The organism is Serratia sp. 4542, assembly GCF_016805595.1.
In the GTDB taxonomy this organism is placed as follows: Bacteria; Pseudomonadota; Gammaproteobacteria; order Enterobacterales; family Enterobacteriaceae; genus Serratia; species Serratia nevei.
This window is the reverse complement of record NZ_RXKV01000010.1, coordinates 531,018-555,625: the sequence shown is the minus strand read 5'-3', so window position 1 is coordinate 555,625 and position 24,608 is coordinate 531,018. Positions and strand designations below refer to the sequence as shown.

Annotated in this window: 25 protein-coding genes; 10 read left to right on the top strand and 15 right to left on the bottom strand. The window is 57.4% G+C overall.

Going from position 1 to position 24,608, the window contains the following annotated elements; translation table 11 throughout:
* The first annotated feature begins 331 nt into the window (after positions 1-331).
* Positions 332-649 (top strand): antibiotic biosynthesis monooxygenase, encoded by a 318-nt coding sequence (locus EKL15_RS14885; RefSeq protein WP_084827699.1) that lies wholly within the window; start codon positions 332-334, stop codon positions 647-649.
* Between the two features lie 44 nt (positions 650-693).
* Here EKL15_RS14885 and zinT read toward each other — a convergent pair whose 3' ends face one another.
* The gene (gene zinT / locus EKL15_RS14880) at positions 694-1,344 is read right to left on the bottom strand and encodes a metal-binding protein ZinT (protein ID WP_033634825.1); all 651 of its coding nucleotides are present in this window, start codon (positions 1,342-1,344) and stop codon (positions 694-696) included.
* Between the two features lie 312 nt (positions 1,345-1,656).
* On the opposite strand from zinT, the gene EKL15_RS14875 reads away from it, so the two are divergent.
* Positions 1,657-3,192 (top strand): SpoVR family protein, encoded by a 1,536-nt coding sequence (locus EKL15_RS14875; protein ID WP_004932268.1) that lies wholly within the window; start codon positions 1,657-1,659, stop codon positions 3,190-3,192.
* A gap of 57 nt (positions 3,193-3,249) precedes the next feature.
* Here EKL15_RS14875 and fadR read toward each other — a convergent pair whose 3' ends face one another.
* Positions 3,250-3,969, bottom strand: coding sequence for a fatty acid metabolism transcriptional regulator FadR (gene fadR, locus EKL15_RS14870; protein ID WP_025303107.1), 720 nt, complete (start codon positions 3,967-3,969; stop codon positions 3,250-3,252).
* Between the two features lie 243 nt (positions 3,970-4,212).
* On the opposite strand from fadR, the gene nhaB reads away from it, so the two are divergent.
* From nhaB to EKL15_RS14855, 3 genes are all read left to right on the top strand, one after another.
* The gene (gene nhaB, locus EKL15_RS14865) at positions 4,213-5,778 is read left to right on the top strand and encodes a sodium/proton antiporter NhaB (protein WP_180547313.1); all 1,566 of its coding nucleotides are present in this window, start codon (positions 4,213-4,215) and stop codon (positions 5,776-5,778) included.
* Between the two features lie 120 nt (positions 5,779-5,898).
* On the top strand, positions 5,899-6,429 hold the full coding sequence (gene dsbB / locus EKL15_RS14860) for a disulfide bond formation protein DsbB (protein ID WP_033643335.1): 531 nt from the start codon (positions 5,899-5,901) through the stop codon (positions 6,427-6,429).
* A gap of 657 nt (positions 6,430-7,086) precedes the next feature.
* A complete protein-coding gene (locus EKL15_RS14855) occupies positions 7,087-7,848 on the top strand; it encodes an aspartyl/asparaginyl beta-hydroxylase domain-containing protein (protein WP_060423885.1) in 762 nt (253 codons plus the stop codon).
* Positions 7,849-7,951: 103 nt separating this feature from the next.
* Here EKL15_RS14855 and EKL15_RS14850 read toward each other — a convergent pair whose 3' ends face one another.
* The 4 genes from EKL15_RS14850 to EKL15_RS14835 all read right to left on the bottom strand — a co-directional run bounded on the left by EKL15_RS14850 (position 7,952) and on the right by EKL15_RS14835 (position 10,558).
* Positions 7,952-8,398, bottom strand: a complete 447-nt coding sequence (locus tag EKL15_RS14850) for a YcgN family cysteine cluster protein (RefSeq protein WP_025159803.1) — start codon at positions 8,396-8,398, stop codon at positions 7,952-7,954.
* A gap of 121 nt (positions 8,399-8,519) precedes the next feature.
* Complete coding sequence (locus tag EKL15_RS14845; protein ID WP_004932286.1) at positions 8,520-9,176, bottom strand: fumarylacetoacetate hydrolase family protein; 657 nt, start codon at positions 9,174-9,176, stop codon at positions 8,520-8,522.
* A 58-nt stretch (positions 9,177-9,234) separates the two neighbouring features.
* Complete coding sequence (locus EKL15_RS14840; protein ID WP_060439784.1) at positions 9,235-10,257, bottom strand: lytic transglycosylase domain-containing protein; 1,023 nt, start codon at positions 10,255-10,257, stop codon at positions 9,235-9,237.
* A gap of 28 nt (positions 10,258-10,285) precedes the next feature.
* Positions 10,286-10,558, bottom strand: coding sequence for a YcgL domain-containing protein (locus tag EKL15_RS14835; RefSeq protein ID WP_203089850.1), 273 nt, complete (start codon positions 10,556-10,558; stop codon positions 10,286-10,288).
* Between the two features lie 136 nt (positions 10,559-10,694).
* On the opposite strand from EKL15_RS14835, the gene minC reads away from it, so the two are divergent.
* The 3 genes from minC to minE are packed head-to-tail and all read left to right on the top strand — an operon-like array spanning position 10,695 to position 12,501.
* Entirely contained in the window at positions 10,695-11,390 is a 696-nt protein-coding gene (minC, locus tag EKL15_RS14830) for a septum site-determining protein MinC (protein WP_060423893.1), read from the top strand.
* Positions 11,391-11,415: 25 nt separating this feature from the next.
* Complete coding sequence (gene minD, locus EKL15_RS14825; RefSeq protein ID WP_016927452.1) at positions 11,416-12,228, top strand: septum site-determining protein MinD; 813 nt, start codon at positions 11,416-11,418, stop codon at positions 12,226-12,228.
* A gap of 3 nt (positions 12,229-12,231) precedes the next feature.
* Entirely contained in the window at positions 12,232-12,501 is a 270-nt protein-coding gene (gene minE, locus EKL15_RS14820) for a cell division topological specificity factor MinE (RefSeq protein WP_004932303.1), read from the top strand.
* Between the two features lie 237 nt (positions 12,502-12,738).
* Here the strand turns inward: minE and rnd are convergent, their stop codons facing one another.
* From rnd to EKL15_RS14795, 5 genes are all read right to left on the bottom strand, one after another.
* Positions 12,739-13,860, bottom strand: a complete 1,122-nt coding sequence (rnd, locus tag EKL15_RS14815) for a ribonuclease D (protein WP_038877158.1) — start codon at positions 13,858-13,860, stop codon at positions 12,739-12,741.
* A gap of 81 nt (positions 13,861-13,941) precedes the next feature.
* A complete protein-coding gene (fadD, locus tag EKL15_RS14810) occupies positions 13,942-15,630 on the bottom strand; it encodes a long-chain-fatty-acid--CoA ligase FadD (RefSeq protein ID WP_060439783.1) in 1,689 nt (562 codons plus the stop codon).
* Between the two features lie 209 nt (positions 15,631-15,839).
* Complete coding sequence (locus tag EKL15_RS14805; protein WP_049271641.1) at positions 15,840-16,430, bottom strand: Slp family lipoprotein; 591 nt, start codon at positions 16,428-16,430, stop codon at positions 15,840-15,842.
* Between the two features lie 100 nt (positions 16,431-16,530).
* A complete protein-coding gene (tsaB, locus tag EKL15_RS14800) occupies positions 16,531-17,232 on the bottom strand; it encodes a tRNA (adenosine(37)-N6)-threonylcarbamoyltransferase complex dimerization subunit type 1 TsaB (protein WP_060423904.1) in 702 nt (233 codons plus the stop codon).
* A 79-nt stretch (positions 17,233-17,311) separates the two neighbouring features.
* Complete coding sequence (locus EKL15_RS14795) at positions 17,312-19,228, bottom strand: ATP-dependent DNA helicase (protein WP_038877150.1); 1,917 nt, start codon at positions 19,226-19,228, stop codon at positions 17,312-17,314.
* Positions 19,229-19,361: 133 nt separating this feature from the next.
* On the opposite strand from EKL15_RS14795, the gene EKL15_RS14790 reads away from it, so the two are divergent.
* The gene (locus EKL15_RS14790) at positions 19,362-19,706 is read left to right on the top strand and encodes a RidA family protein (protein WP_015378124.1); all 345 of its coding nucleotides are present in this window, start codon (positions 19,362-19,364) and stop codon (positions 19,704-19,706) included.
* Between the two features lie 62 nt (positions 19,707-19,768).
* On the opposite strand, the gene mdtI is transcribed toward EKL15_RS14790, so the two are convergent.
* The 4 genes from mdtI to zwf all read right to left on the bottom strand — a co-directional run bounded on the left by mdtI (position 19,769) and on the right by zwf (position 23,277).
* A complete protein-coding gene (gene mdtI / locus EKL15_RS14785; RefSeq protein WP_016927446.1) occupies positions 19,769-20,098 on the bottom strand; it encodes a multidrug/spermidine efflux SMR transporter subunit MdtI in 330 nt (109 codons plus the stop codon).
* Positions 20,085-20,453: a multidrug/spermidine efflux SMR transporter subunit MdtJ gene (gene mdtJ, locus EKL15_RS14780; protein ID WP_100395680.1), complete on the bottom strand. Its 369-nt coding sequence runs from the start codon at positions 20,451-20,453 to the stop codon at positions 20,085-20,087. Before mdtJ ends, mdtI begins: the two co-directional genes overlap by 14 nt.
* A gap of 552 nt (positions 20,454-21,005) precedes the next feature.
* Positions 21,006-21,647 (bottom strand): bifunctional 4-hydroxy-2-oxoglutarate aldolase/2-dehydro-3-deoxy-phosphogluconate aldolase, encoded by a 642-nt coding sequence (locus EKL15_RS14775; RefSeq protein WP_060439782.1) that lies wholly within the window; start codon positions 21,645-21,647, stop codon positions 21,006-21,008.
* A 154-nt stretch (positions 21,648-21,801) separates the two neighbouring features.
* Positions 21,802-23,277: a glucose-6-phosphate dehydrogenase gene (gene zwf, locus EKL15_RS14770; protein ID WP_019452799.1), complete on the bottom strand. Its 1,476-nt coding sequence runs from the start codon at positions 23,275-23,277 to the stop codon at positions 21,802-21,804.
* A gap of 448 nt (positions 23,278-23,725) precedes the next feature.
* Here zwf and EKL15_RS14765 point away from each other — a divergent pair, with 448 nt between their 5' ends.
* Positions 23,726-24,598, top strand: a complete 873-nt coding sequence (locus EKL15_RS14765) for a MurR/RpiR family transcriptional regulator (RefSeq protein ID WP_038877144.1) — start codon at positions 23,726-23,728, stop codon at positions 24,596-24,598.
* Positions 24,599-24,608: the final 10 nt, after the last annotated feature.

The following is a 24,608-nucleotide window of genomic DNA, read 5'->3' as shown; positions in this document are numbered from 1 at the left end:
GATTCGATAGCAATGCTAGCAATGATAGCAAGAAAAAAAGGCGTGATAAGTAACAATGATTTAACAGAATATAAAAATACCACTCATCACATAATCAGAATAAAAAACCAATAAAATTAAAAAAACCAAAACAACAGACAAAGAGATGCGTTTCTCCTCGCAGCAGAAAAATCGCGTAAAATTTCAGCGAAAAATTAACCTTTATTTTACTACCGGAATAAAACGACCGATTACCTCAGCCCGTTTAGGTTGAGTGCTGCAGCACGATATGAACGTTAAAGCCAGAAGCAGCTCCTAAAGTTCATATTGTCGCTCTTCCGGAGAATCCCTTATGTTCATCGCCCTCTACCGGTTCTCAGTCAAACCCGGACACGAACAAGCCTTTCGCCAGGCTTGGCTTGAATTAACCCAAGGCATTTATCTGCAGCGCGGCAGCCTCGGCTCCCGCCTGCACCGTGATATGGGCGGGCAGTTTATTGGCTACGCGCAGTGGCCAAGCCGCGCTGCATGGGAAAGCGCCGGTGATATTCAGTTGGATGAGCGCTATCGTCACGCCCGGGAACGAATGCGCGCGACGTTATTGGCGGATGAAACGTTATTTGAAATGGCAGTGACGGACGATTACCTGCAAATCAGACCGTTTGGCTGAGCACAAGCCCACGCAAGCGGGCTTGTGGTTGCGGGGGAGCGGCATCAATGATGCAGCATCTCGTCCACGACTTCTTTAGTCTGCAGTTGGAAGGGATAATAGGTCGGCCAGTTGTCCATCTCTTTCAGCAACGCCTCCTGCGACGTATTACCCATAAAGATATGGAAATGCGCCGATTTGCGCGGGCCGATAATGTGATCGCTGAACTGCACGAATTTCGGCGCCAGGCTGCCGGCATCCTGGCATTCGAACAGATAACGCACGCCCTTTTTACCAGAGACATACGTCAGGATCTTATGCCCGGCGTACTTATACTGACAGGCGCTGGATTGGTCGCCGCGATGAAACTCCATGACGCCGTTCTCAATGCCGATGGTATCCACATCGGTGGCGTACCCTTTGCGGTAATAGGCCTTCACTTCTTCGAAGGTCTTGCTCTTATCCTGCTCCGCCTTCTTCTTGAACACCGGATCGAGATCCCCATTGAGCAGATAAGGATACACGGATTGCCACACGCCCTCCCAATCCGCCAGGTCGCGATCTTTGACGTCTTTATCGTCGAATATGCCCGCTTCCGCCTTTTTTTCCACTTCCGTCAGCGGCTTGCCATGTGAATGATGTCCGTGGGCAAGCGCCTGCCCACCGATAAACAACGCTGCCAGCGCCACCGCCAGTTTGCCAAAATGCCTCGCCAAAAGATGCTCCTTGTCCGTCATTGAGAAAATGAAAAGTTACAATATAACATAACAAATTCCAATCCCTTTCGCGCTACAGAGTCCCTATTGCGCCCCCCTGCCGCAGGGTTATACTCGAAGAGGAAGCGCGGCGCTGCGCCGCCTTCTGCCGGGACGGACGCGGCGCCGGCGGGCGCTGGATTGACTGCCGTTCGCTCCCCTGCGTACCGACATTTTTATTTCACTGATTTGCAACGGTTAATTATGACTTGAACTATGCTTGTTACAGGGCCTGCCGTTTGAGCAAGACCCGTGAATAATGAGGGTGCGCTGATGACTACTTCAACACATGAAAAGGTTAAGGATGATAAACGTCTGAGCGATGGACCGGACTGGACGTTCGAGCTGCTGCAGGTGTATTTGGAGCAGATCGACCGCGTCGCCAAGCATTACCGGCTCGACACCTACCCCCATCAGATCGAGGTGATCACCTCCGAGCAGATGATGGACGCTTATTCGAGCGTCGGCATGCCGATCAACTATACCCATTGGTCCTTCGGCAAGAAGTTCATCGAAACCGAACAGCGCTACAAACAGGGCCAGCAAGGGCTGGCCTATGAAATCGTCATCAACTCCAATCCCTGCATCGCCTACCTGATGGAGGAGAACACCATCACCATGCAGGCGCTGGTGATGGCGCACGCCTGCTATGGCCACAACTCGTTCTTCAAGAATAACTATCTGTTCCGCAGCTGGACCGACGCCAGCTCCATCGTCGATTATCTGCTGTTCGCCCGCCACTACATCAGCCAATGCGAAGAGCGCTACGGCGTCGATGAAGTGGAGCGGTTGCTGGACTCCTGCCACGCGCTGATGAACTACGGCGTCGACAGATACAAACGCCCGCAGAAAATCTCCCTGGTAGAAGAGAAAGCGCGCCAGAAAAGCCGCGAAGAGTATCTGCAAAGCCAGGTGAACACGCTGTGGAAGACCCTGCCGCGCGTCGAACGCGAAGAGTCGCCGGAGCAGGCGCGCCGGTATCCGAGCGAGCCGCAGGAAAATATCCTCTATTTCATCGAGAAGAATGCGCCGCTGTTGGAACCCTGGCAGCGTGAGGTGCTGCGCATCGTGCGCAAGGTCAGCCAGTATTTTTACCCGCAAAAGCAGACTCAGGTGATGAACGAGGGCTGGGCCACTTTCTGGCACTACACCATCCTCAACCATCTGTACGACGAGGGTCGGGTGACCGAGCGGTTTATGCTGGAGTTTTTGCACAGCCACACCAACGTGGTGTATCAGCCGCCGTATAACAGCCCGTACTATAACGGCATCAACCCCTATGCGCTGGGCTTCGCCATGTTCCAGGACATCAAGCGCATCTGCCAGTCGCCAACCGAAGAAGATCGCTACTGGTTCCCGGACATCGCCGGCAAAGACTGGCTGGACACCTTGCACTTCGCCATGCGCGACTTCAAGGACGAGAGCTTTATCAGTCAGTTCCTGTCGCCCAAAGTGATGCGCGATTTCCGGTTGTTCACCGTGCTGGACGACGATCGCAACAACTATCTGGAGATTGCCGCGATCCATAACGAAGCCGGTTACCGGGCGATCCGCCAGGAGCTGTCGGCGCAATACAACCTGAGCAACCATGAGCCGAACATTCAGATCTGGAACGTGGACCTGCGCGGCGACCGCTCGCTGACGTTGCGTTACATCCCGCAGGAACGCGCACCGCTGGATAAGAGCCGCCGCGACGTGTTGAAGCACCTGCATCGCCTGTGGGGCTTCGACGTGATCCTCGAGCAGCAAAACGAAGATGGCAGCGTGGAGTTGCTCGATCGTTGCCCGCCGCGGCCGACGCCGCTGTAACCGCCACAACGACAAAGGGCGCCAAATGGCGCCCTTTCTTATTTCATGAATACGCGATTAGCGACGCGCTTCAGTCAGATCGCTCGGCATGGTGCCCTGCATGCTCTGCCAAATCGCCCCGCTGTCTTTACCGTAGTTGCGCACGGTATCCATCACCTGGTCGTACAGCTTCTCATGGCACAGCGTGGACAGCTTGCTGTAGAAGGTCAGCGCCAGCTTGCGCGCTTCCGGGTTGGAGAAGTAGTAACGGCCCACGCGGGTGTACAGCCCTTTCAGGCCGTTGAAAATCAGGCCGTAGATCGGGTTGCCGGAAGCGAACGCCAGGCCGCGGAAGATCTCGTAATCGAGCAGATTGAAAGCGTCCGCCTGATCTTCTACCTCGGCGGCCTTCGCCAGCACTTCCTGGGCCTGTTCCGGATGATTGCGCACCGCGGCGCGAATAAAGATCGACGCGATATTGGTGCGCACCGACAGCAGGTTGTCGATCAGCTGCGGGACGCTCTTGTGATCGAGACGGGCCACGGTCTCAAGGATATTGAGGCCGGACGTTTCCCAGAAATTGTTCACTTTGGTCGGTTTGCCATGCTGAATGGTCAACCAGCCATCGCGGGCCAGACGTTGCAACACTTCACGTAACGTGGTGCGCGTGACGCCAATCAACTCCGAAAGCTCACGCTCCGCGGGCAAAATAGAGCCAGGGGGGAAGCGATTATTCCAAATACTCTCAATAATGTACTCTTCCGCGAAACCGGCAGGACTCTGCGCCTTTATGACCATGTGTTTGACGTTCCGTTGCGACGATAAAATCAGTAAAAGTAATCAGCTCATCATACCAGATCGTGCTGACATGACATAGCGTGAGCGAAAAACAATAAACGAAAGTGTGCATAAAGTGGCAAAAAACGCGCAAAAACACCGGCCGGCAGAAATTTGCCGCCGTAAAACAAGCTCCGGTTGCGCCCGCCCCCGCCGCATTGTTAGGGTACGTGCTACGACTGATTTAAGGATGCATAAAGGACAATGGAAACAACCCTGCGCAGCGCCCTGCTCAAAAACTTTCTGGGGCAATCTCCCGACTGGTACAAACTGACTATTCTCATTTTCCTGGCGATCAACCCCTTGGTGTTCTTCTTCGCCAGCCCGTTTGTCGCGGGTTGGCTGCTGGTGGTCGAGTTCATCTTTACCCTGGCAATGGCGTTGAAATGCTACCCGCTGCTGCCGGGCGGCCTGCTGGCGCTGGAGGCGGTGGCCATCGGCATGACCAGCCCGGCGCAGGTCTCGCAGGAAATCGAACATAACCTGGAAGTCTTGCTGCTGCTGGTCTTTATGGTGGCCGGCATCTACTTTATGAAGCAGCTGCTGCTGTTCGTGTTCACCAAGCTGCTGCTCAACATCCAGTCAAAAACGCTGCTGTCGCTGGCGTTCTGCCTGGCCGCCGCCTTCCTTTCCGCCTTCCTCGACGCGCTGACGGTCGTGGCGGTAGTGATTAGCGTGGCCACCGGCTTTTATTCCATCTATCACAACGTGACGTCGAATCGCCCCGATGGCGACATCGGCGATGACAGCGATTTCACCGGTGAAGAGCGCAAGCAAACGCTGGAACAATTCCGCGCCTTTCTGCGCAGCCTGCTGATGCACGCCGGCGTCGGCACCGCGCTCGGCGGGGTCATGACCATGGTAGGCGAGCCGCAAAACCTGATCATCGCCAAAAGCGCGGGCTGGGGCTTTATCGATTTCTTCCTGCGGATGGCGCCGGTCACGCTGCCGGTGTTGGTGTGCGGCCTGCTGGTCTGTTGGCTGGTAGAGCGTTTTCGCCTGTTTGGCTATGGCGCGCAGTTGCCGGCGGCGGTGCGCGACGTACTGAAAGAGTATGATCGCAAAGCCACCGCTGGCCGCAGCAGGCAAGAACGCCTCAAGCTGGTGATGCAGGCGCTGATCGGCGTTTGGCTGGTGCTGGCGCTGGCCTTCCATCTGGCGGAGGTTGGGCTGATCGGCCTGTCGGTGATCATCCTCGCCACTTCCCTATGCGGCGTAAACGACGAACACGCCATCGGCAAAGCGTTCCAGGAAGCGTTGCCGTTCACCGCCCTGCTGACGGTGTTTTTCACCGTGGTCGCGGTGATCATCGAGCAGCACCTGTTCAGCCCGGTGATCCAGTTTGTGCTGCGCGCCGACCCCGCCTCTCAGCTTTCGCTGTTCTACCTGTTCAACGGCCTGCTGTCGTCGGTTTCCGACAACGTTTTCGTCGGCACGGTTTACATTAACGAGGCGCGCACGGCGCTGGAGACCGGCACCATCGCGCTGAAGCAGTTTGAGCTGCTGGCGGTTGCCATCAATACCGGCACCAACCTGCCTTCGGTCGCCACCCCTAACGGCCAGGCCGCGTTCCTGTTCCTGCTGACGTCGGCATTGGCGCCGCTGGTGCGTCTGTCGTATGGCCGCATGGTGTGGATGGCCCTGCCTTATACGGTGGTGCTGACGGTGGTCGGTCTGCTGTGCGTCCAGTTCACGCTGGAGCCGGCGACCGAGCTGCTGACGCAGTGGCATTGGCTGGCGCTGCCGCCCATCGACGCCGTCGGCCACTAAGGCGGCGCCGGCAGGGTGAACCGACTATTTTTACGCTGAATCCGGCCCAGGTGGCTGGCAGCGAGAAGGAATTGGTTTACACTGCCGGTTCAATTGCTTACTGCATGGAAGAATCTAGATATGTTGCAATTCTTTAACCGCTGTTCACAAGGACGCGGCGCCTGGCTGCTGATGGCCCTGACAGCGTTGGTGTTGGAACTGGTCGCGCTCTATTTCCAGCACGTTATGCTGCTGCAGCCCTGCGTCATGTGCATTTACGAGCGTTGCGCGCTGTTCGGCATCCTCGGCGCCTCACTGGTGGGCGCCATCGCGCCGAAAACCCCACTGCGCTATGTGGCGATCTTGCTGTGGATCTACAGCGCCTGGGAAGGCGTACAGCTGGCGTGGAAGCACACCATGATCCAGTTGCACCCTTCGCCGTTCAATACCTGCGATTTCTTCGTCAGCTTCCCTTCGTGGCTGCCGCTGGACAAATGGCTGCCGGCGGTGTTCCACGCTTCCGGCGACTGCTCCGTGCGCCAATGGCAGTTCCTGACGCTGGAAATGCCACAGTGGCTGGTCGGCATCTTCGGCGCCTATCTGCTGGTGGCGCTGATTGTGCTGATCGCACAATTTGTTCGCCCACGTCGCCGCGACCTGTTCGGCCGCTGATCGGCAGACAAACAAAAAACGGCGCCTTTCGGCGCCGTTTTTTTAGGGTATTACGGTCAAATTCAGAGATAACCCCATTTCAGGTATGTGTAAGGAAATAAACGAGCACAATCAGCGCTCCAGCCACGGCAAACAGACGGATCATTTTCATTGTTATACTCTCGAACATGCGGGAGAGCGGCCAAATTACCCAACTTATCGTTTAAAAAGAAGCATTCCGGCTCGGTTAAGCGCGTAATTTACATAACATTAAACTTCTGCGATGTTGGCGGGCAACAACGGGCGGCGCCAGCGCTTTCCTTTCGGCCTTAGGACAGCAATAAATTACCGTTACTTATGAACCACTGCGTCTTTGTCACATTCAGAGCACAATATTTTGGTGAAGTTTGCCCATAAAATCCTTATAGTATCGGCAAAGTGAGTATTACCGATTTCCCTGGTGTTGTTGTGTGTCTTGCCCCTCATCTTTGCAGGGGCTTTTTTCCTTCCTTCCCCTTTATCCCAAGGCCCGCTCACCGTTCGCGCACTAATGATTAAAATCATTCGCGATGCTTTCCTTATGCTAAATGACGTTGTGATTTTCACCCTTTCTTTCGGTGAGCCAGGCCCTGTCTCTGGCTGACTGCATAACGTCAATGACATCAAGGACACGATTCTATGCCGGATACCGCATTGCCCCCTGCATCTCAGCGCCCCCTCCTGCGCCGCCTGCTGCTTAAAGCCGGGAAAAGATTCCTGCGCTGGAACGGCGAATTTCAGACCCGTCATTCGCTAATCTCGACTACGCCGCAGATCGGTAATCATGAATTTAACTGGGTGGCCACGCTGGAAGCCCATTGGCCGGCAATTCGGGAGGAGTTGGATCGGCTGCTGGAGCATCCGGAAGATATTCCCGCGTTCCACCAAATATCGCCGGATCAGAAACGCATCTCTAAAGGGGATAACTGGAAAACCTTCGGGCTGTTTGTCTACGGGCAGCGGGTTGATGATAACTGCGCCATTTGCCCGCGCACCGCACAGGCGGTCAGCGAGATCCCCGGCATGCGCACCGCGATGTTTTCGATTCTTAAACCGCACTATCACATCGTGCCCCACAAGGGCCCGACCCGTGCCGTGGTGCGTGCGCACCTGGGGTTGATCGTGCCAAAGGATCGGGAAAAGCTGTGGATCCGCGTTGACGATCAGATCCTGCACTGGGATGAGGGCAAAGTGATTCTGTTTGATGATTCCTACGAGCACGAGGTCCGCAACGACACCGACGAGCTGCGTGCGGTGCTGTTTCTCGATATCGACCGGCCGATGGACAAGGTGGGTACGGCGGTGAATAAACTGCTGTTCAGCCTGATCAAAGCCAGCCCGTATGTGAAGCAGCCGCTGAAAAATCTGGCTAACTGGCATCGCCGCGATAAAAAAGCGTGAAGTGGCGGTTATGCCATAACCCCACGCCCGTCGGTAGCGCGCCAGATAGCGCAGAGGGCGGAATGTCTGAATACGCCGCCCTCTTGCTGCCCAAGGGGTGACGTTACCTGGCCCAGTCCGGCTTGTTGAGGATATGATCCTGCCAGTCCACGACTTCGCTCTCGCGCACCGCGATATGCCGCACCGTGATGCGCTCGCCGTGCATCGCCGCCTTGGAGCCACTCAGCAGCGGGTGCCAAGGGAACAGCGGTTTGCCTTCACCGATCAGGCGATAGGCGCAGGTCGGCGGCAACCAATCGAAGGTCGTAAGATTCTCGCGCGTCAGTTTGATGCAGTCCTCTTCCAGCTCGAAGCGCCGCTCATAGTTACGGCATTGGCAGGATTTGATGTTGAGCTGGTTGCAGGCTACGTTGGTAAAATAAATCTCGTCGGTATCTTCGTCGATCAGCTTATTCAAACAGCATTGCCCGCACCCGTCGCACAGCGATTCCCACTCTTGTTCTGACATTTCCGCCAGCGTTTTCTGTTGCCAAAAAGCGAGTTGTGACATGTTAGCGTCCGGTTTCGGTAAATGGATAAGTCACCTGCGCACAGGTTCGAGGGGGGACTATATAGACATTTTAGCCACAAGATGCAAGCTTTGCCGCCGACGGCGCCGGCGGCAAGAGAGATCAGATCACGCGGGTGCTGAGCGTTTTGCCGTTCAGGCTGATTTTCAGCATGTCGCCGGAGGCCATCGGGCCCACGCCCTGCGGCGTGCCGGTCAGAATGATGTCGCCGGCGCGCAGCGTGAAGAAACGGCTCATGTAGCTGATAAGCGGCAGGATCGGCGTGATCATGTCACGCGTATTACCCTGCTGGCGCAGTTGATCGTTAACGGTCAGCGACAGCTCGGCATTTTGCGGATCGCCGAATTCCGCCACCGGGATAAACCCCGACATCGGGCAGGAACCGTCGAAGGCCTTGGCCTTTTCCCAAGGCTGACCGGCTTTTTTAAAGCCCGCCTGCAGATCGCGCAGCGTCAGATCGAGCGCCACACCGTAGCCGGCGATCGCCCGCGCAACGCGGTCTTCGTTGGCCTGTTTCAACGGCGTGCCGATCAGTACCGCCAGCTCCACCTCATGATGCACCGCACCGAACTCTTTGGGGATGGCCACCGGCTGGCGAATGTCGCACAGCGCCGTTTCCGGTTTGATGAACACCACCGGCTCGACGGAAACCGCGCTGCCCATTTCCTTGATGTGATCGGCGTAGTTACTGCCGACGCAGACCACCTTGTTCACCGGGAAATCGAGCAGCGAACCCTGCCAGTCTCTATGTTGATACATACCGCTTCTCCCAAACTGTAGAGGCTTGGCGCGCCAAGCCGATTATTGGTGTGCCGGATCAATGCCCGATCGCGTCCGCCATCATACCCACGGCGAGGGCGAAATAGTAAGAGCGATTCCAGTGCATGAGGGTGCGAAAATTATCATAGACCAGGAACGTCCGCCCCTGCAGATCATCCGGCGCGATGATCCAACCGCGCTGAACAGCGTGCGGCAAGGCACTGCCATCCGCACGACGCACCCCGCGTTGTTGCCAGGCGTTGACGCTGCGCGCCTGCGCGTCTTTCAACCCCAGCTCGGCCCGATTGAAACCGGCGGGCAATTTGACCTCGCGCCCCCAGCCGATGCCGGCCTGCCAGCCTTCTTTGGACAAATAACTGGCCGTAGACGCGAAGACATCATCAATGTTGTTCCAGATATCGATGCGCCCGTCACCGTCGCCGTCCGCCGCGTAGCGCAAGAAAGAGCTCGGCATAAACTGGCATTGCCCCATTGCGCCGGCCCAGGAGCCTTTCAGGGGCGTATCGCCGACGTGCCCCTGCTCGACTATCTGCAACGCCGCCATCAGCTCCTGGCTGAAAAAGGCCTCGCGGCGCCCTTCAAACGCCAGCGTCGCCAGCGCGGACACCACGTCTTCCCGCCCCTGAATCTTACCGTAGGCGCTTTCCATGCCCCACAGCGCGATGATATAGCGCCCCGGCACCCGATAGCGCTCGCTGGCGCGCGTCCATTGCGCCTGGCGCTGCCGGTACAGTTCGCGCCCCTGGCGCACCTTGGCGGGCGACATTACACGCCGCAGGTAGTCATCCAGGGTAATCTTCTGCTCCGGCTGATTGCGATCGGCCTTGATCACCCGATCGACGAAATGTATTTGCGCAAAAGCACGGTCAAGGGTGCTCTGGCTGATGCCCTGCTCCCGCGCCTGGCGCTTGAGTTGCTCGACATACGCCGGAAACTGCGCCGGATCCCGGCCGCTCGCCGCCAGCGTCGCCTCCTGTGCCGCCTGCGGTGCGCCCGGTATCAGCACACCGCCCAGCGCCAGCCAGGCGGCCAATACGGTTCTTCTCGCCGAACGTGTCATCGCGCCTCCCCTGGCCGTGGCCGCCGTCTCAGGCTTTGTCGCCCACCAGATGCTGATTGAGCAGGTTTTCTACCGGCGGCGGGAACTGCAGGTAATAGCCTTCGTCTTTCAACGCCTGCTTCACCTTTTCGATATCCGCCGAGGCCAATTTCTTGCGCTCATCGAGCGAAAGCATCATGGTGAATTGCGGCACGCCGAAACTTTTCATCAGCTCTTCCGGCACACGAGAGAAATCGTCTTTTTTTTCGACATAAAGATAAGTTTGATCGCGTTTCGGGCTTCTATAGATCACACAAAGCATTTTTTTAACTCTATTTAATTGAGGGAGCGTCTTGCCTGGATATAACTCTGACTATAACATGCTTATAGTACATCGGAATATCGCACCCCGAGTGGTATTCCGGGGATTTAAAGTTGCTGAGACTGAGTCAGGATAGATGTCACAATCGCCAATTGAGCTAAAAGGCAGCAGTTTTACCCTATCGGTTGTTCATTTGCATAATTCGCAGCCTGAGGTAATACGTCAGGCGTTACAGGAAAAAGTTGAGCAAGCGCCCGCTTTTCTGAAAAACGCCCCTGTTGTTATCAACGTCGCAACGCTGGATGGCGATGCGAACTGGAAAGAACTTCAACAGGCTGTCGCGGCAGCAGGTCTGCGCGTTGTGGGTATCAGCGGTTGCAGAGATGAGCGTCAAAAGCGCGCGATAGCCCGTGCCGGGCTGCCGCTGCTGAGCGAAGGCAAAGGCCAGAAGATGGCGGCGCCGGAGCCTGCGCCTGCGCCCGTGGCGGCGGATAACGCCCCCGCTAAAACGCGTATCATCAGCACGCCTGTCCGTTCCGGCCAACAGATTTACGCCCGCAACTGCGATCTTATCGTGACCAACAGCGTCAGCGCCGGCGCCGAATTGATTGCCGACGGCAACATTCATGTCTACGGCATGATGCGCGGTCGCGCACTGGCAGGCGCGTCAGGCGACACGCAATGTCAGATTTTTTGCACCCACCTGGCGGCTGAGCTAGTCTCTATCGCAGGGCAGTACTGGTTGAGCGACCAAATCCCGTCCGATTACGTCGGGCAGGCCGTACGACTCAGCCTGTTGGATAACGCTTTAACCATACAACCTTTAAACTAAGCCCTTTTGACAAGGAATCCATTTCATGGCACGCATTATTGTTGTTACATCGGGTAAAGGGGGCGTTGGCAAGACCACTTCGAGCGCGGCCATCGCTACCGGCCTGGCCCAGAAAGGCAAGAAAACCGTCGTGATCGATTTCGATATCGGCCTGCGTAATCTTGACCTGATCATGGGCTGCGAACGTCGGGTAGTGTATGATTTCGTGAACGTGATTCAGGGCGATGCCACGCTGAATCAGGCGTTGATCAAAGACAAACGCACTGAAAACCTCTATATCCTGCCTGCTTCGCAGACGCGCGACAAAGACGCGTTGACCCGCGAAGGCGTTGAAAAAATTCTCAACGATCTCGGCGAGATGGATTTTGACTTCGTGGTGTGCGATTCACCGGCCGGTATCGAAACCGGTGCGCTGATGGCGCTGTACTTCGCCGACGAAGCTATCATCACCACCAACCCGGAAGTGTCTTCGGTACGCGACTCCGACCGTATCCTGGGCATCCTCTCTTCCAAGTCACGCCGCGCCGAGAAAGGCGAATCGCCAATCAAGGAACACCTGCTGCTGACCCGTTACAACCCGGGCCGCGTCAGCCGTGGCGACATGCTGAGCATGGAAGACGTGCTGGAAATCCTGCGCATTCCACTGGTGGGTGTGATTCCGGAAGACCAGTCCGTGCTGCGCGCTTCCAACCAGGGTGAGCCTGTCATTCTGGATGCCGAGTCAGACGCCGGTAAGGCGTACGACGATACTGTTTGCCGCTTGTTGGGGGAAGAACGCCCATTCCGCTTCATTGAAGAAGAGAAGAAGGGTTTCCTGAAACGCCTTTTTGGGGGATAAACCATGGCCTTATTAGACTTCTTTCTGTCCCGCAAAAAACAGACAGCCAATATAGCCAAGGAACGGCTGCAGATTATCGTCGCAGAGCGTCGTCGCGGGGACAGTGAGCCCCCGTATCTGCCTGATCTGAAACGCGATATTCTGGCGGTTATTTGCAAATACATTCAGATCGATCCTGAAATGCTGCACGTGCAATTCGAGCAGAAAGGGGACGATATTTCGGTACTTGAACTTAACGTGACATTACCGGAATCGGAAGAAGCAGCTAAATGATTGCGACGCATTAATTACCCCCTGTATATTTTATGCAGGGGGTAACTGTATGTGCATCCAGTTATTAAGCTTTATCGGCAGCCAAAAAGCGATTTTTCCCTTTGGGACAATTCCCAATTAACTTTGCCGCCGCCTCGTTTAAAGTAAATTCTGGCCAGATTTACCTTCAACGCATTATTTCCTGCCTATATTCACCCGAGCAGAGTTTCCCTACCCTGCCCTGGTGATAATCAGCGATTAATAATCTTTCAGGATGTCCTGCAGCGGTGCCATTAATAGATCGCCGCGCCAGCCGCTGATTAATTCAGGGCGACTCTCGCCGTCCTTCAGTTTCCAATGCCAGTTCAGCAATTGGTTAATTTGGCGACGGGATGCCAGCAGTTCGCTGCTCAACCCGCTTTGCTCGCTGACGGCAGCGATCGCCGCCTTGATGTCTTTGAACACCTTCTTGTAGCCCGGCTGATCGATAAGGTTAGCCAACGGCGCCGGCAACTCGGATTCTTCCAACGCTTCGGCTTCCGCCACCAGCGCCAGCAGCGTTTTACCGTGATAACGGATCTCCGGCCCGCTCAGGCCCAGCGAATCCAGTTCTCCCAGCGAAGACGGCATATAGCGCGCCACCTGCCACAGGTTTTCCTCACGCACCACGAAGTTCACCGCCAGATCGCGCTCGCGCGCCTGGCGCAGCCGCCATTCCGCCAGCTTCTGCAGACAACCGAGCTGACGCGGGCGCAGCTGCCAGGCGTTGCTGATTTCGCGGTAGGCCAATGCTGGTGCCAGCGTCTCGCTACGGCGCTGGCACAGCAGCAGACACTCGTTATTGGCCGCCGCGGTCCAACCGGCCTCTTCCGTCTCCTGCACCAGCTGTTTGGCCATCGGCAACAGATAGAACACGTCGGCAGCCGCGTACACACACTGCCTTTCAGTCAGCGGACGCGCCAGCCAGTCGGTGCGCGACTCGCTCTTGTCCAGTTCAACCTTCATGTACTCCGCCACCAGCGTCGCGAAGCCACAGGAGAGCGGCCGGCCGGTAAAGGCCGCCAGGATCTGGGTATCGACCATCGGCGTCGGCAGCGTTTTAAAGGCGTTGAGAAACACTTCGAGATCTTCACTGCCGGCATGCAGGAACTTCACCACGGCGGTGTCGGCCAGCAGGTCGACAAACGGCTGCCATTGCTTGATCGGCAGAGGATCGATGAGGGAGAGTTGTTCACCGTCGTAGAGCTGGATCAGGCCCAGCTGCGGATAGTAGGTGCGCGTTCTGACAAACTCGGTGTCCAGCGCAATCTGGGCATGCTTTCTCGCCTGCTCGCAGACCTGCTGCAATCCGGCATCGGTAGTGATCAACTGATAATTCAAAACATCATTCTCTTGTAGGATTCAAACACAACAACGCCGGCATTCACCGGCGTTGTTGATAGTCAGACGCGAGAGCGACACCTAGGCGGCATCGGCCGGCTTCGGTGTTTTTTGCTCATCGCGCAGTTCTCGCCGCAAAATCTTGCCGACGTTCGACTTCGGCAGTTCATCGCGGAACTCAACAATTTTAGGCACTTTATACCCGGTCAGGTGGCGACGGCAATGGGTCAACAGCTCTTCCTTGGTCAGCGAAGCGTCTTTCTTCACCACGCAGATCTTCACCGTTTCGCCGGAGACTTCGCTGGGCACGCCAATCGCCGCACATTCCAGCACCTTCGGATGCTGGCTGACCACGTCCTCGATTTCGTTCGGGTAAACGTTGAAACCGGAGACCAGGATCATGTCTTTCTTACGATCGACGATGCGCACAAACCCCTGCTCGTCTACGGTCACCACATCACCGGTCGCCAGCCAGCCGTCTTTCAGCACTTCGTCGGTGGCTTCCGGGCGCTGCCAATAGCCTAACATAACTTGCGGCCCTTTGACCCACAGTTCGCCGGGTTCGCCCGGCGGCACATCGTGACCGTTGTCGTCCACCAGCCGAATGTCCGTCGACGGCACCGGCAAACCGATACTGCCGCTGTAGTGTTTCAGATCGTAAGGGTTACCGGCCACCAGCGGCGCGCACTCCGTCAGGCCATAGCCTTCCAGCAGGTGTTTGCCGGTGGTTTTCTCCCACTTCTCGGCCACCGCTTTTTGGACCGACATGCCGCCGCCGACCGAGAAACGCAGCGTAGAGAAATCGAGCTTGTGGAAATCTTCGTTGTTCAGCAACGCGTTGAACAAGGTATTGACCCCGCTCATGGCGGTGAACGGATATTTGCCGAGTTCTTTCACCAGCCCCGGAATATCGCGCGGGTTGGTGATCAGCAAATTGCGCCCGCCCAGGTCGATAAACAGCAGGCAGTTCACCGTCAGCGCGAAAATATGGTAGAGCGGCAACGCCGTCACCACCAGTTCCTGCCCTTCACGGAACAGCGGCGAATAGGCGGCTTTGGCCTGCTCGAGGTTGGCCTGCATGTTGCGGTGCGTCAGCATCGCGCCCTTTGCCACCCCGGTGGTGCCACCGGTGTATTGCAGGAAGGCCAGATCGGCATTAATGATGTCCGGTTTCACATATTGCAGACGCCGGCCGCGCTGCAGCGCGCTGCGGAATGAAATGGCGTCCGGCAGGTTGTATTTCGGTACCAGGCGCTTAACGTACTTGACCACGAAGTTGACCAGCGTGCCTTTGGCGGCCGAAAGCTGATCGCCCATGCGCGTCAGGATCACGTGTTTGACCTGGGTGTTGAACACCACTTTTTCCAGCGTATGGGCAAAGTTGGAGACGATGACGATGGCGCTGGCACCGCTGTCGTTCAACTGGTGCTCCAGCTCGCGCGGGGTATACAGCGGGTTGACGTTGACCACCACCATGCCGGCGCGCAGAATGCCGAACAGCGCGATGGGATATTGCAACAGGTTTGGCATCATCAGCGCGACGCGGTCGCCCTTCTTCAGGCCCAGTTCATTTTGCAGGTAAGCCGCGAAAGCGCGGCTGCGTTCTTCCAGTTTGCGGAAGGTCATCACCTCGCCCATGTTGATAAAGGCGGGCTGATCGGCATAGCGCTGCACGGCATGCTCAAACATTTCGATCAACGACGAATAGCGATCGGCATCAATCTCTGCGGGCACATCTGCCGGATACCGTTTTAACCAGACCTTATCCAAGGTATTACTCCTGAAATCATTACTAATTATCATCGCAGCCCTCAAACTCGCAGCCTAACCATAACAATATTTTAACTCAGCAGACCAGTTCGGGTTTTAAACATTATTCAGGTTGCGATGTACGTCACTAATTGTCGGATATTCCTTATCCCAAAAAACAAAAAGGCGGCCTGAGCCGCCCTGTCAAATTTGTTCACATCAAGCGTATGCTACTCGGTTACGATGGTTTGCACCTGTGCCGGGCCAGGGTTATACCAGCCATAGCCTGCCCCCCAACCGGGTCCCCACGGGCCACCACGCCAGCCCCACGGGCCCATCGGCGCCGGCGGCATCACCACCTGCTGCACCAGATGCCAGCGTTTGAAACCGGTCACGTTCATCGTCACGAAGCGATACGGCGTCATGCCGATCCGCCCCTCTTTCAGCCCGGTAATAGGGCCGACGACGGTCACCAACTGGCCTTTGAAATCAACCGGTTCGAGGAAGCCGTTTACCGTGGCCAGCAAGCGGCCGCGCGACGGTTCGCCCAGTATCGGCCGCGCACCGCTGTCGAGCGGCACCGCCGCAATCTCCAGCACCGTGCGCCCTTGCTCGTTGGCGACGTTGACCACGGTGCCGCCGAAGCGGGCTTCCGCGCCGGTAAACAGGTTCGGTGCATTTTGTACCGAGGAAAGCTGAGTCACCGGCGAGGGGCTGGAGCCTTTGATCGCATCCGGTACGGTGACGCACCCGGTCAGAACCAGCGCGCCGCAGGCGACGGCCAGCAGCGACAGCTTTTTACTTGCAGTGCGGATTAACATGGTCGCAATCTCCTGAAATGCCTGTAACTTTGACCGCGTTTCATCGTTCAAGTTGCAGGCTTTCGTCGCCCGGCATCAACAACAGCACAATACGCCGCGATTACTCGCGGCCCGGCAGTTTTTTCCAGGTCACTTCATTGCGCAGATAGGTGGGCTCGGCGTTTTCCACCGCCACCGCCAACCCCTGTTCCCAGGCGTATAGCGCCAGCGGCAGCATGTCTTGCGCCTGCGGCAACAGCATTTGGCCGTCGCGTACGCTCAGGGTTGAACCGTTGACCAGGTCGGGATAGGTTTGCCAGCCGGTACCGACGTGGGCCCATTCGCCCTGCAGGCGCTGCGCACGCTCCAGCGCCTGCGCCGGCGACAGCACGGCCTCGCCTTCGCTTTCCAACCAGCTGCCGTCCACCTGGCGTTCGAACTGCCCCCAGTAGACTTCCCCCATACGCGCATCGATCGCCGCCAGCACGCGCTCCGCGCCGCTGACACGCCAGGCGCCCTGCGCCATGGTTTGCAGCGTAGAAACGCCAATCATCGGCAGATCGGCACCCAGCGCCAGGCCCTGAGCGATGCCGATGCCGATGCGCACCCCGGTAAAGCTGCCGGGGCCGCGCCCGAAGGCCAGCGCATCGAGCTGGTTGAGCGCCAGACCGGATTCCGCCAGCACCTGCTGTACCATAGGTAAAATTCGTTGCGTATGCTCGCGTGGGCACAGCTCAAACAAGGCGTGGATTTCGCCTTGATTCCAGACGGCGACGGAACAGGCTTCCGTCGCGGTATCGATCGCTAAAATTCGCGTGGACATGCCAACCTCTGGCGGGAATAAAACTGGGTTTTTCATACAGGGCGCGCATTGTAGCACAGCCCCGTAAGCCCTTCATCTTTCACGTGGCCGACGCATCGGCGGCCTGCAGGAAGGCGATGGCCTGCTTCAGATCGCGGGTGCGCGGCGTGGGCGGCAGGCTATTGAGAAACACCTCGCCATAAGGCCGCATTACCAGACGGTTATCGCAAATCACCAGCACGCCGCGGTCGTCGGTGTCGCGGATCAAGCGGCCGACGCCCTGTTTCAGGGTGATGACCGCATCCGGCAACTGCACGTCATTGAACGGGTCACCGCCGCGCAGGCGGCAATCTTCAATGCGCGCCTTCAGCAGCGGATCGTCCGGTGAAGTAAACGGCAGTTTATCGATGATGACGCAGGACAGCGCATCGCCGCGCACGTCCACCCCCTCCCAGAAGCTGCTGGTCGCCACCAGCAGCGCGTTACCGGCGGCGACGAACTGCGCCAGCAGCTGCCCTTTGCTGGTTTCCCCTTGCAACAGCACCGGCAGCGTCATGGTGGCGCGGAACTCTTCCGCCAACTCGCGCATCATCTGGTGCGAGGTGCATAAGAAGAAGCAGCGGCCGTTGTTGGCTTCGATTAATGGCCGCAGCATGCGCGCCAGCTGGCGGGCCCCGCCGGGCTGATTCGGCGAAGGCAAAAAGCGCGGCACGCACAGCAACGCCTGTTTGGCATAGTCGAACGGGCTCGGCAACAGCAGCGTTTTGGCCTTGGTCAGCCCCAGCCGTTCGGTGAAATGACCCAGCTGGTCATTGACCGACAGCGTGGCCGAGGTAAAGATCCAGCTGCCCGGCTTGTCGTCCAGCATTTCGCGGAACCGATCGGCCACCGTCAGCGGCGTCAGCGCCAGCACGAAGTGGCGCGAGTTGCATTCATACCAATAGCTGTAGCCCGGCTCCGTCACCGCCTTCAGCCGCTTGAGCCGCGCGCGGTACAGCGTGGCGCGTTCAAAGGCGGCGTCCAGCAGCGCCGAACGCCCCAGCGACAGCTTCATCACGTCATAACACAGCTCCAGCGCATCATCGAGCAGCAACAGAGCGCGCTGCACGTTGGGTTCGCCGAGCACGTCGCGCAGATTGCCGCGAAAACCCGGCTCGCCCAGATTCAGGCGAAAATCTTGCGTGCTCAGGCTGAGACGGTCGGCGCTTTTTTGCAGTTGAGCGGCGTCGCGTACCTCGGTGCGGTAGGCGATGGTGATGTCCTTCGCCAGATCCAACAGTTGGCGGCTGGTGAGCTGCTGGCCGAAATACTGGCTGGCGATGTCGGGGATTTGGTGCGCCTCGTCGAAAATCATCACCTCGGCTTCCGGGATCAGCTCGGCGAAACCGCCCTCTTTCACCACCATATCCGCCAGGAACAGGTGATGGTTCACCACCACCACATCCGCATCCATCGCGCGGCGACGCGCCTTGACCACGAAGCAATCCTGATACAGCGGGCAGTCGCTCCCCAGGCAGTTGTCATTGGTGCTGGTCACCAATGGCCAGACGAAGCTGTCTTCCGCCACTTCGCTGCAGGTGCTGATGTCGCCCTCTTTGGTCTGCGACGACCACTTGCGCAGCTGCACCAGATCGATCAGCGTCTGCCCCGCCAGTTCGCCGCCGGCCATCGACTGCTGCTCCAGCCGTTCCAGACACAGGTAGTTGGAGCGCCCCTTCAGCAGCGCCAGCTTGCCTTTGTACTTCAACGCCTTGGCGACGGTAGGCAGATCGCGCGCATACAGCTGATCCTGCAACGCTTTCGAACCGGTCGAGATGATCACTTTACGATCGGCGCGCAGCGCCGGCGCCAAATAAGCGAAGGTTTTGCCGGTACCGGTGCCGGCTTCGACCACCAGCTCCTGCTTGAAATTGATCGCCTCGGTAACGGCTTGCGCCATCTGCCGCTGCGGCTCACGCGGTTTGAATCCCTTGATAGCCTGCGCCAAGGCGCCGTCTGTTGCAAAATCGTCTGTCACGCTGTCTCTCTGCCGGTGTCATTCAGCGGTGATTATGCCAAGCCTGCCGCCCGGCTACCACCCACTTTATCGCCGCGCATTTTCATGACCGGCTGTGCTACCCTTAGCACGACTATGATATGGAGATAAGCAAATGAATATCGAAAGAATTGATCCCGATCAGCGCTGGTCCGAGGCCGTAGTGCACAACGAGACCGTTTACTACACCAGCGTGCCGGAAAACCTGGACGACGACGCGACCGCGCAGACCGCCAACGCCCTCGCCGCCATCGACGTGCTGCTGGCGCGCGTCGGTTCGGATAAAAGCCGTATTCTGGATGCCACCATCTTCCTGGCCAACACCGCCGACTTCGCCGCGATGAACGCCGCCTGGGACGCCTGGGTGGTCGCCGGCAGCGCGCCGGTGCGCTGCACGGTGCAGGCGCAGCTGATGAATCCGAAGTACAAGGTGGAAATCAAAATCATCGCCGCGCTGTAAGCCTGAGCGCAGACGAAAAAAAACCGCAGACGGCAACGCCTGCGGTTTTATATTGCCGGCTATCAGGACAGTTTGAGGATCACCATCCCCGTCAGCAGCAGCGCCAGGCCAATCCAGCCTTTGGCGTTCAGCCGCTGGCCGAACATGATCCAGCCTGCGGCGATGGTGGCGGCGATACCGAAACCGCCCCACAGCGCATAAGCGATCGACAGATCGATGCCCTTCACCGCCTGCGCCAGGGCGCTGAACGCGCCGAGTACCGACAGCAGCGACAGCAGCCCCAGCCAAATTTTACGGAAGCCGTCCGACATCTTCAGGAAGATGTTGGCGATGATTTCCAGCACGATCGCCAGTCCCAGGAACCCAATGTGGTACAACTCAAACTGTTGCATGGTTATCACCTCGCGGGCTGGCCTGTTTTCGCTCTTTGCGGGTGCCGGATTTCACCAGCATGATGCCGGCGATCAGCGTAGCCAGGCCCAGCACCTTCAGCGCCGAGATCGGCTCGTCGAACCACAGCACGCTGAACAGGGTAATGAACAGAATGCCGATGCCTTCCCACAGCGCATAAGCCACGCCCAGCGCCACGCGTTTTACCGCCACCGACAGCAACACATAAGACGCGGTGATCATCACGTACATCACGATGTGCCCGATCATGCCGCCATTGACGCTGGCGTATTTCATCGACAAGGTGCCGATGATTTCGGTCATGATGGCCAAACCTAAAAAGATCCAATAAATCATAATTTTTCTCCCAAACGGCGAATAACGCGCGCCAAGGCATATTTATCCCGATTTATCTCGTCGAACGGCCGTATTGCGGCGCGCAAGACGCAGAGATCCCTGGGGATAAACTGACCCAAACGCAAAAAGAATGTTTGCCCGGCTGAACGGTAGCGTGAAGGCCTAAGCCCGCCACCTGCACCGGTTAAGGGAGAAAGACGCTATAGCTCGCTGCACCAGTGATGCTCACTGGCAAGGATCGCAGACAGGAAGAGTTGGCAAGTAGAGGTTCTGAGGGTAGTTCCGTTAATAGTCATCATAATAGTTCTCTATTATCAGCCGCACACCGTGCGATTTGCCCAATATCCTCATAAAAGTAAAATTTTCGACTGAGATATTTTTACCACAGCCAAAATGAGAAAGCAAACTGCCGTTTTCATAAAAAAGCAGAAAAAAACGGGTTAAAAATAAGAAAGTTAATCACGATAAAAATTAAAAAAGGCTCAACAAAGGGTTGAGCCTTGCGATATGCGCGAGTGCGCAAATAAGCGCCAATCCCAGGCGCGGTGCGGGTTACAACGCAGCCCCGCTGACGGCGCTGCGCGCCAGTTCAGTGATGCGCGCATAGTCGCCGTTTTCGAGCGCATCCGCCGGCACCAGCCAGGAACCGCCGATGCAAAGCACGCTCTTCAACGCCAAATAATCGCGGTAGTTGTTTGGCGTAATGCCACCGGTCGGGCAAAAACGCACCTGCGGGAACGGGCCGCCGATCGCCTGCAGCGCCTTCACGCCGCCGTTGGCTTCCGCCGGGAAGAATTTGAATTCGCGCAGGCCGTGATCCATACCCTGCATCAGCTCGGAAACGGTGCTGATGCCCGGGATCAACGGGATAGGCCCCGCCGTCGCCGCCTGCAGCAAGGCTTCGGTCAGCCCCGGGCTGATGGCGAACTGCGCCCCCGCCTCGGTCACCTCCCGCAGCTGCTGCGGATTGATCACCGTACCGGCGCCGATGATGGCCTCCGGCACCTCGTTGGCAATAGCGCGGATAGCCTCCAGCCCGCAGGCGGTGCGCAGCGTCACCTCCAGCACCCGCACGCCGCCGGCAACCAGCGCTTTCGCCAGCGGCACCGCCTGCTCCAGCTTGTTGATCACGATAACAGGCACCACCGGTCCCGCCGTCAGGATCTGCTCGGCGCTGGTTTTCCAGTTTTTCATCGTTATTTCTCCATTACTCGCGGTTAACAATGGCACGCCCCTGCCACAGGGCTCCGCGCAAATGCGCGGACGTCCGGCCGTACCGTAAGTGATGTGGCCCACGCGCAGATCGCAGGCAAAAAAAAGCCGGCAGACAGGCTGCCGGCATTGCGCATTACTCGAACTCGTTCCAGGAACGGCCGTCGCGGGTGATCATCGCCACCGAGGCCACCGGCCCCCAGGTGCCCGCCTGATAAGGCTTAGGCGCCTCGTTGTCGGCTTTCCATGCGTCCATGATGGAGTCGACCCACTTCCAGGCTTCTTCCACTTCATCGCGGCGCACGAACAGCGCCTGAATGCCGCGCATGGTCTCCAGCAGCAGGCGCTCGTAGGCGTCCGCCACGTGCTCCTGGTTGAAGGTTTCCGAGAAGCTCAGGTCCAGCTTGGTGGTCTGCAGACGGTGCTTGTGATCCAGCCCCGGCACCTTGTTCAGCACCTGAATTTCGATGCCTTCGTCCGGCTGCAGGCGGATGGTCAGCTTATTCTGCGGCAGCTGCTGGTAAGAATCGCTGAACAGGTTAAGCGGCGGGTTTTTGAAGTACACCACCACTTCCGAGCATTTGGTCGGCAGACGTTTACCGGTACGCAGGTAGAACGGCACCCCGGCCCACTGCCAGTTGTCGATATCCACGCGGATGGAGACGAAGGTTTCGGTGCTGCTGCTCTTGTTCGCCCCTTCCTCTTCCAGATAACCCGGCACTTTCTTGCCCTGGACGAAACCGGCGGTGTACTGACCGCGCACGGTGGTTTCCCGTACATTGGTCTGATCGATACGGCGCAGCGAGCGCAGTACCTTCACCTTTTCGTCGCGGATACGGTCGGTGGTCAGATCCGCCGGCGGCGACATGGCGATCATGGTCAGGATCTGCAGCAGGTGGTTCTGGATCATGTCGCGCATCTGGCCGGCCTGGTCGAAGTAACCCCAACGCCCTTCGATGCCCACCTCTTCCGCCACGGTGATCTGCACCGAATCGATGGTGCGGTTATCCCAGTTGGAGGCGAACAGCGAGTTGGCGAAACGCAGCGCCAACAGGTTCAGCACCGTCTCTTTGCCGAGATAGTGGTCGATACGGTAAACCTGGGATTCGTTGAAGTACTCCGCCACCTGATCGTTGATCACGCGGGAGGACGCCAGATCGGTGCCCAACGGCTTTTCCATTACCACGCGCGCCGGCTCATGATTCAGCTTGGCTTCGCCCAACCCTTTGCAGATGGCGCCGAAGGTGCTTGGCGGCATGGCGAAGTAGTTGATGGTGGTGCGGTGTTTCTGATCCAGCATTTTACCCAGTTTGGTAAAGTTCTTGCTGTCGTTGACGTCCAGATTGCAGAAGTCCAGGCGTGCGCTCAGCGTGGCCCAGAGTTCGTCATCCAGTTTTTCTTTCATGAAGGTGCCAAGCGCTTCCTTGACCACTTCGGTATACGCTTTTTTATCCCACTCCGCGCGGCCGACGCCGATGATCCGCGTATCCGGGTGGATGTGTCCGGCTTTCTCTAACTGGTACAGGGAAGGCAGCAGCTTACGGCGCGCCAAATCACCTTTCGCGCCGAAAATAACCAGGTCACACGCCTGGGCTGTAGAGGTTACCGCCATGTTCATCTCCTCGTTGCAGGATATTTGTAATTTTCTTACATTACTAATGTACTCTGTTTGACTACGGCCAGCAAACCCGGCGCAGAAGCAGGAAAAAAGACCTCAAGATTCCAGTGGTAGCGCCAATGCGCGCCAGAGCCCGCACAGGCGGGCAAAACTGTAATTTTTCGTCTTTTTTGACGCTCTGTTACCATTATGAAAGTTAGACACAGGTCATATTCTGGTGAAAAAAGCCTGCATACGCCCTGTCGAGACTGCCAACGGTTACCAGCACGTAGTATATTTTCACTAAACCGGCATTGATTTCTCCTTTGTTTGAAATCGACATACCCTATCGATTCCAGGTTACAGCCGCTCGTTTGGCGTCTGCGTGCGCGGCGAACACGGGCGAAATTCGGCGCTGTTGCTTGAAAGCCACAGGGATAAAACCATGAGTGACTCTCGTTATATGAATACGCTGGACAAAATCCAGAGCCATCTGGAACTCCTGAGCAAATCTGAAAGGAAAGTCGCCGAGGTGATCCTGGCCTCCCCACAGACCGCCATTCACTCCAGCATTGCCACGCTGGCGCGCATGGCCGACGTCAGCGAACCTACCGTCAACCGCTTTTGCCGCCGCCTTGATACCAAAGGCTTTCCCGATTTCAAACTGCACCTCGCCCAAAGCCTGGCTAACGGCACGCCCTACGTAAACCGTAACGTTGAGGAAGACGACAGCGTCGATTCCTATACCAGCAAGATCTTCGAATCGGTCATGGCCAGCCTGGATACAGTAAAGGCAAATTTGGATATTGCCGCAATCAATCGTGCGGTTGACCTGCTCACCCAGGCAAAAAAGATCTCTTTCTTCGGCCTGGGCGCCTCCGCGGCGGTGGCGCACGACGCGATGAACAAATTTTTCCGCTTCAATATCCCGGTGGTCTACTTCGATGACATCGTCATGCAACGCATGAGCTGCATGAATTCCGGCGAAGGCGACGTGGTGGTGTTGATCTCACACACCGGCCGCACCAAAAATCTGGTGGAGATGGCCCACCTGGCGCGAGAAAACGACGCCACGGTATTGGCTATCACCTCGCGCGACACCCCGCTCGCTCAGGCGGCGACCCTTCCTTTGCTGCTCGATGTGCCCGAAGACACCGACGTTTACATGCCGATGGTGTCGCGGATCGCGCAATTAACGCTCATTGACGTGCTCGCCACCGGATTTACCTTGCGCAGAGGGGCTAAATTCAGAGATAACTTGAAGCGGGTCAAAGAAGCGCTCAAAGAATCGCGCTTTGATAAAGGGGTGGTCATTCCCAACAGTTTTGACTCGTGACCTGACGAAG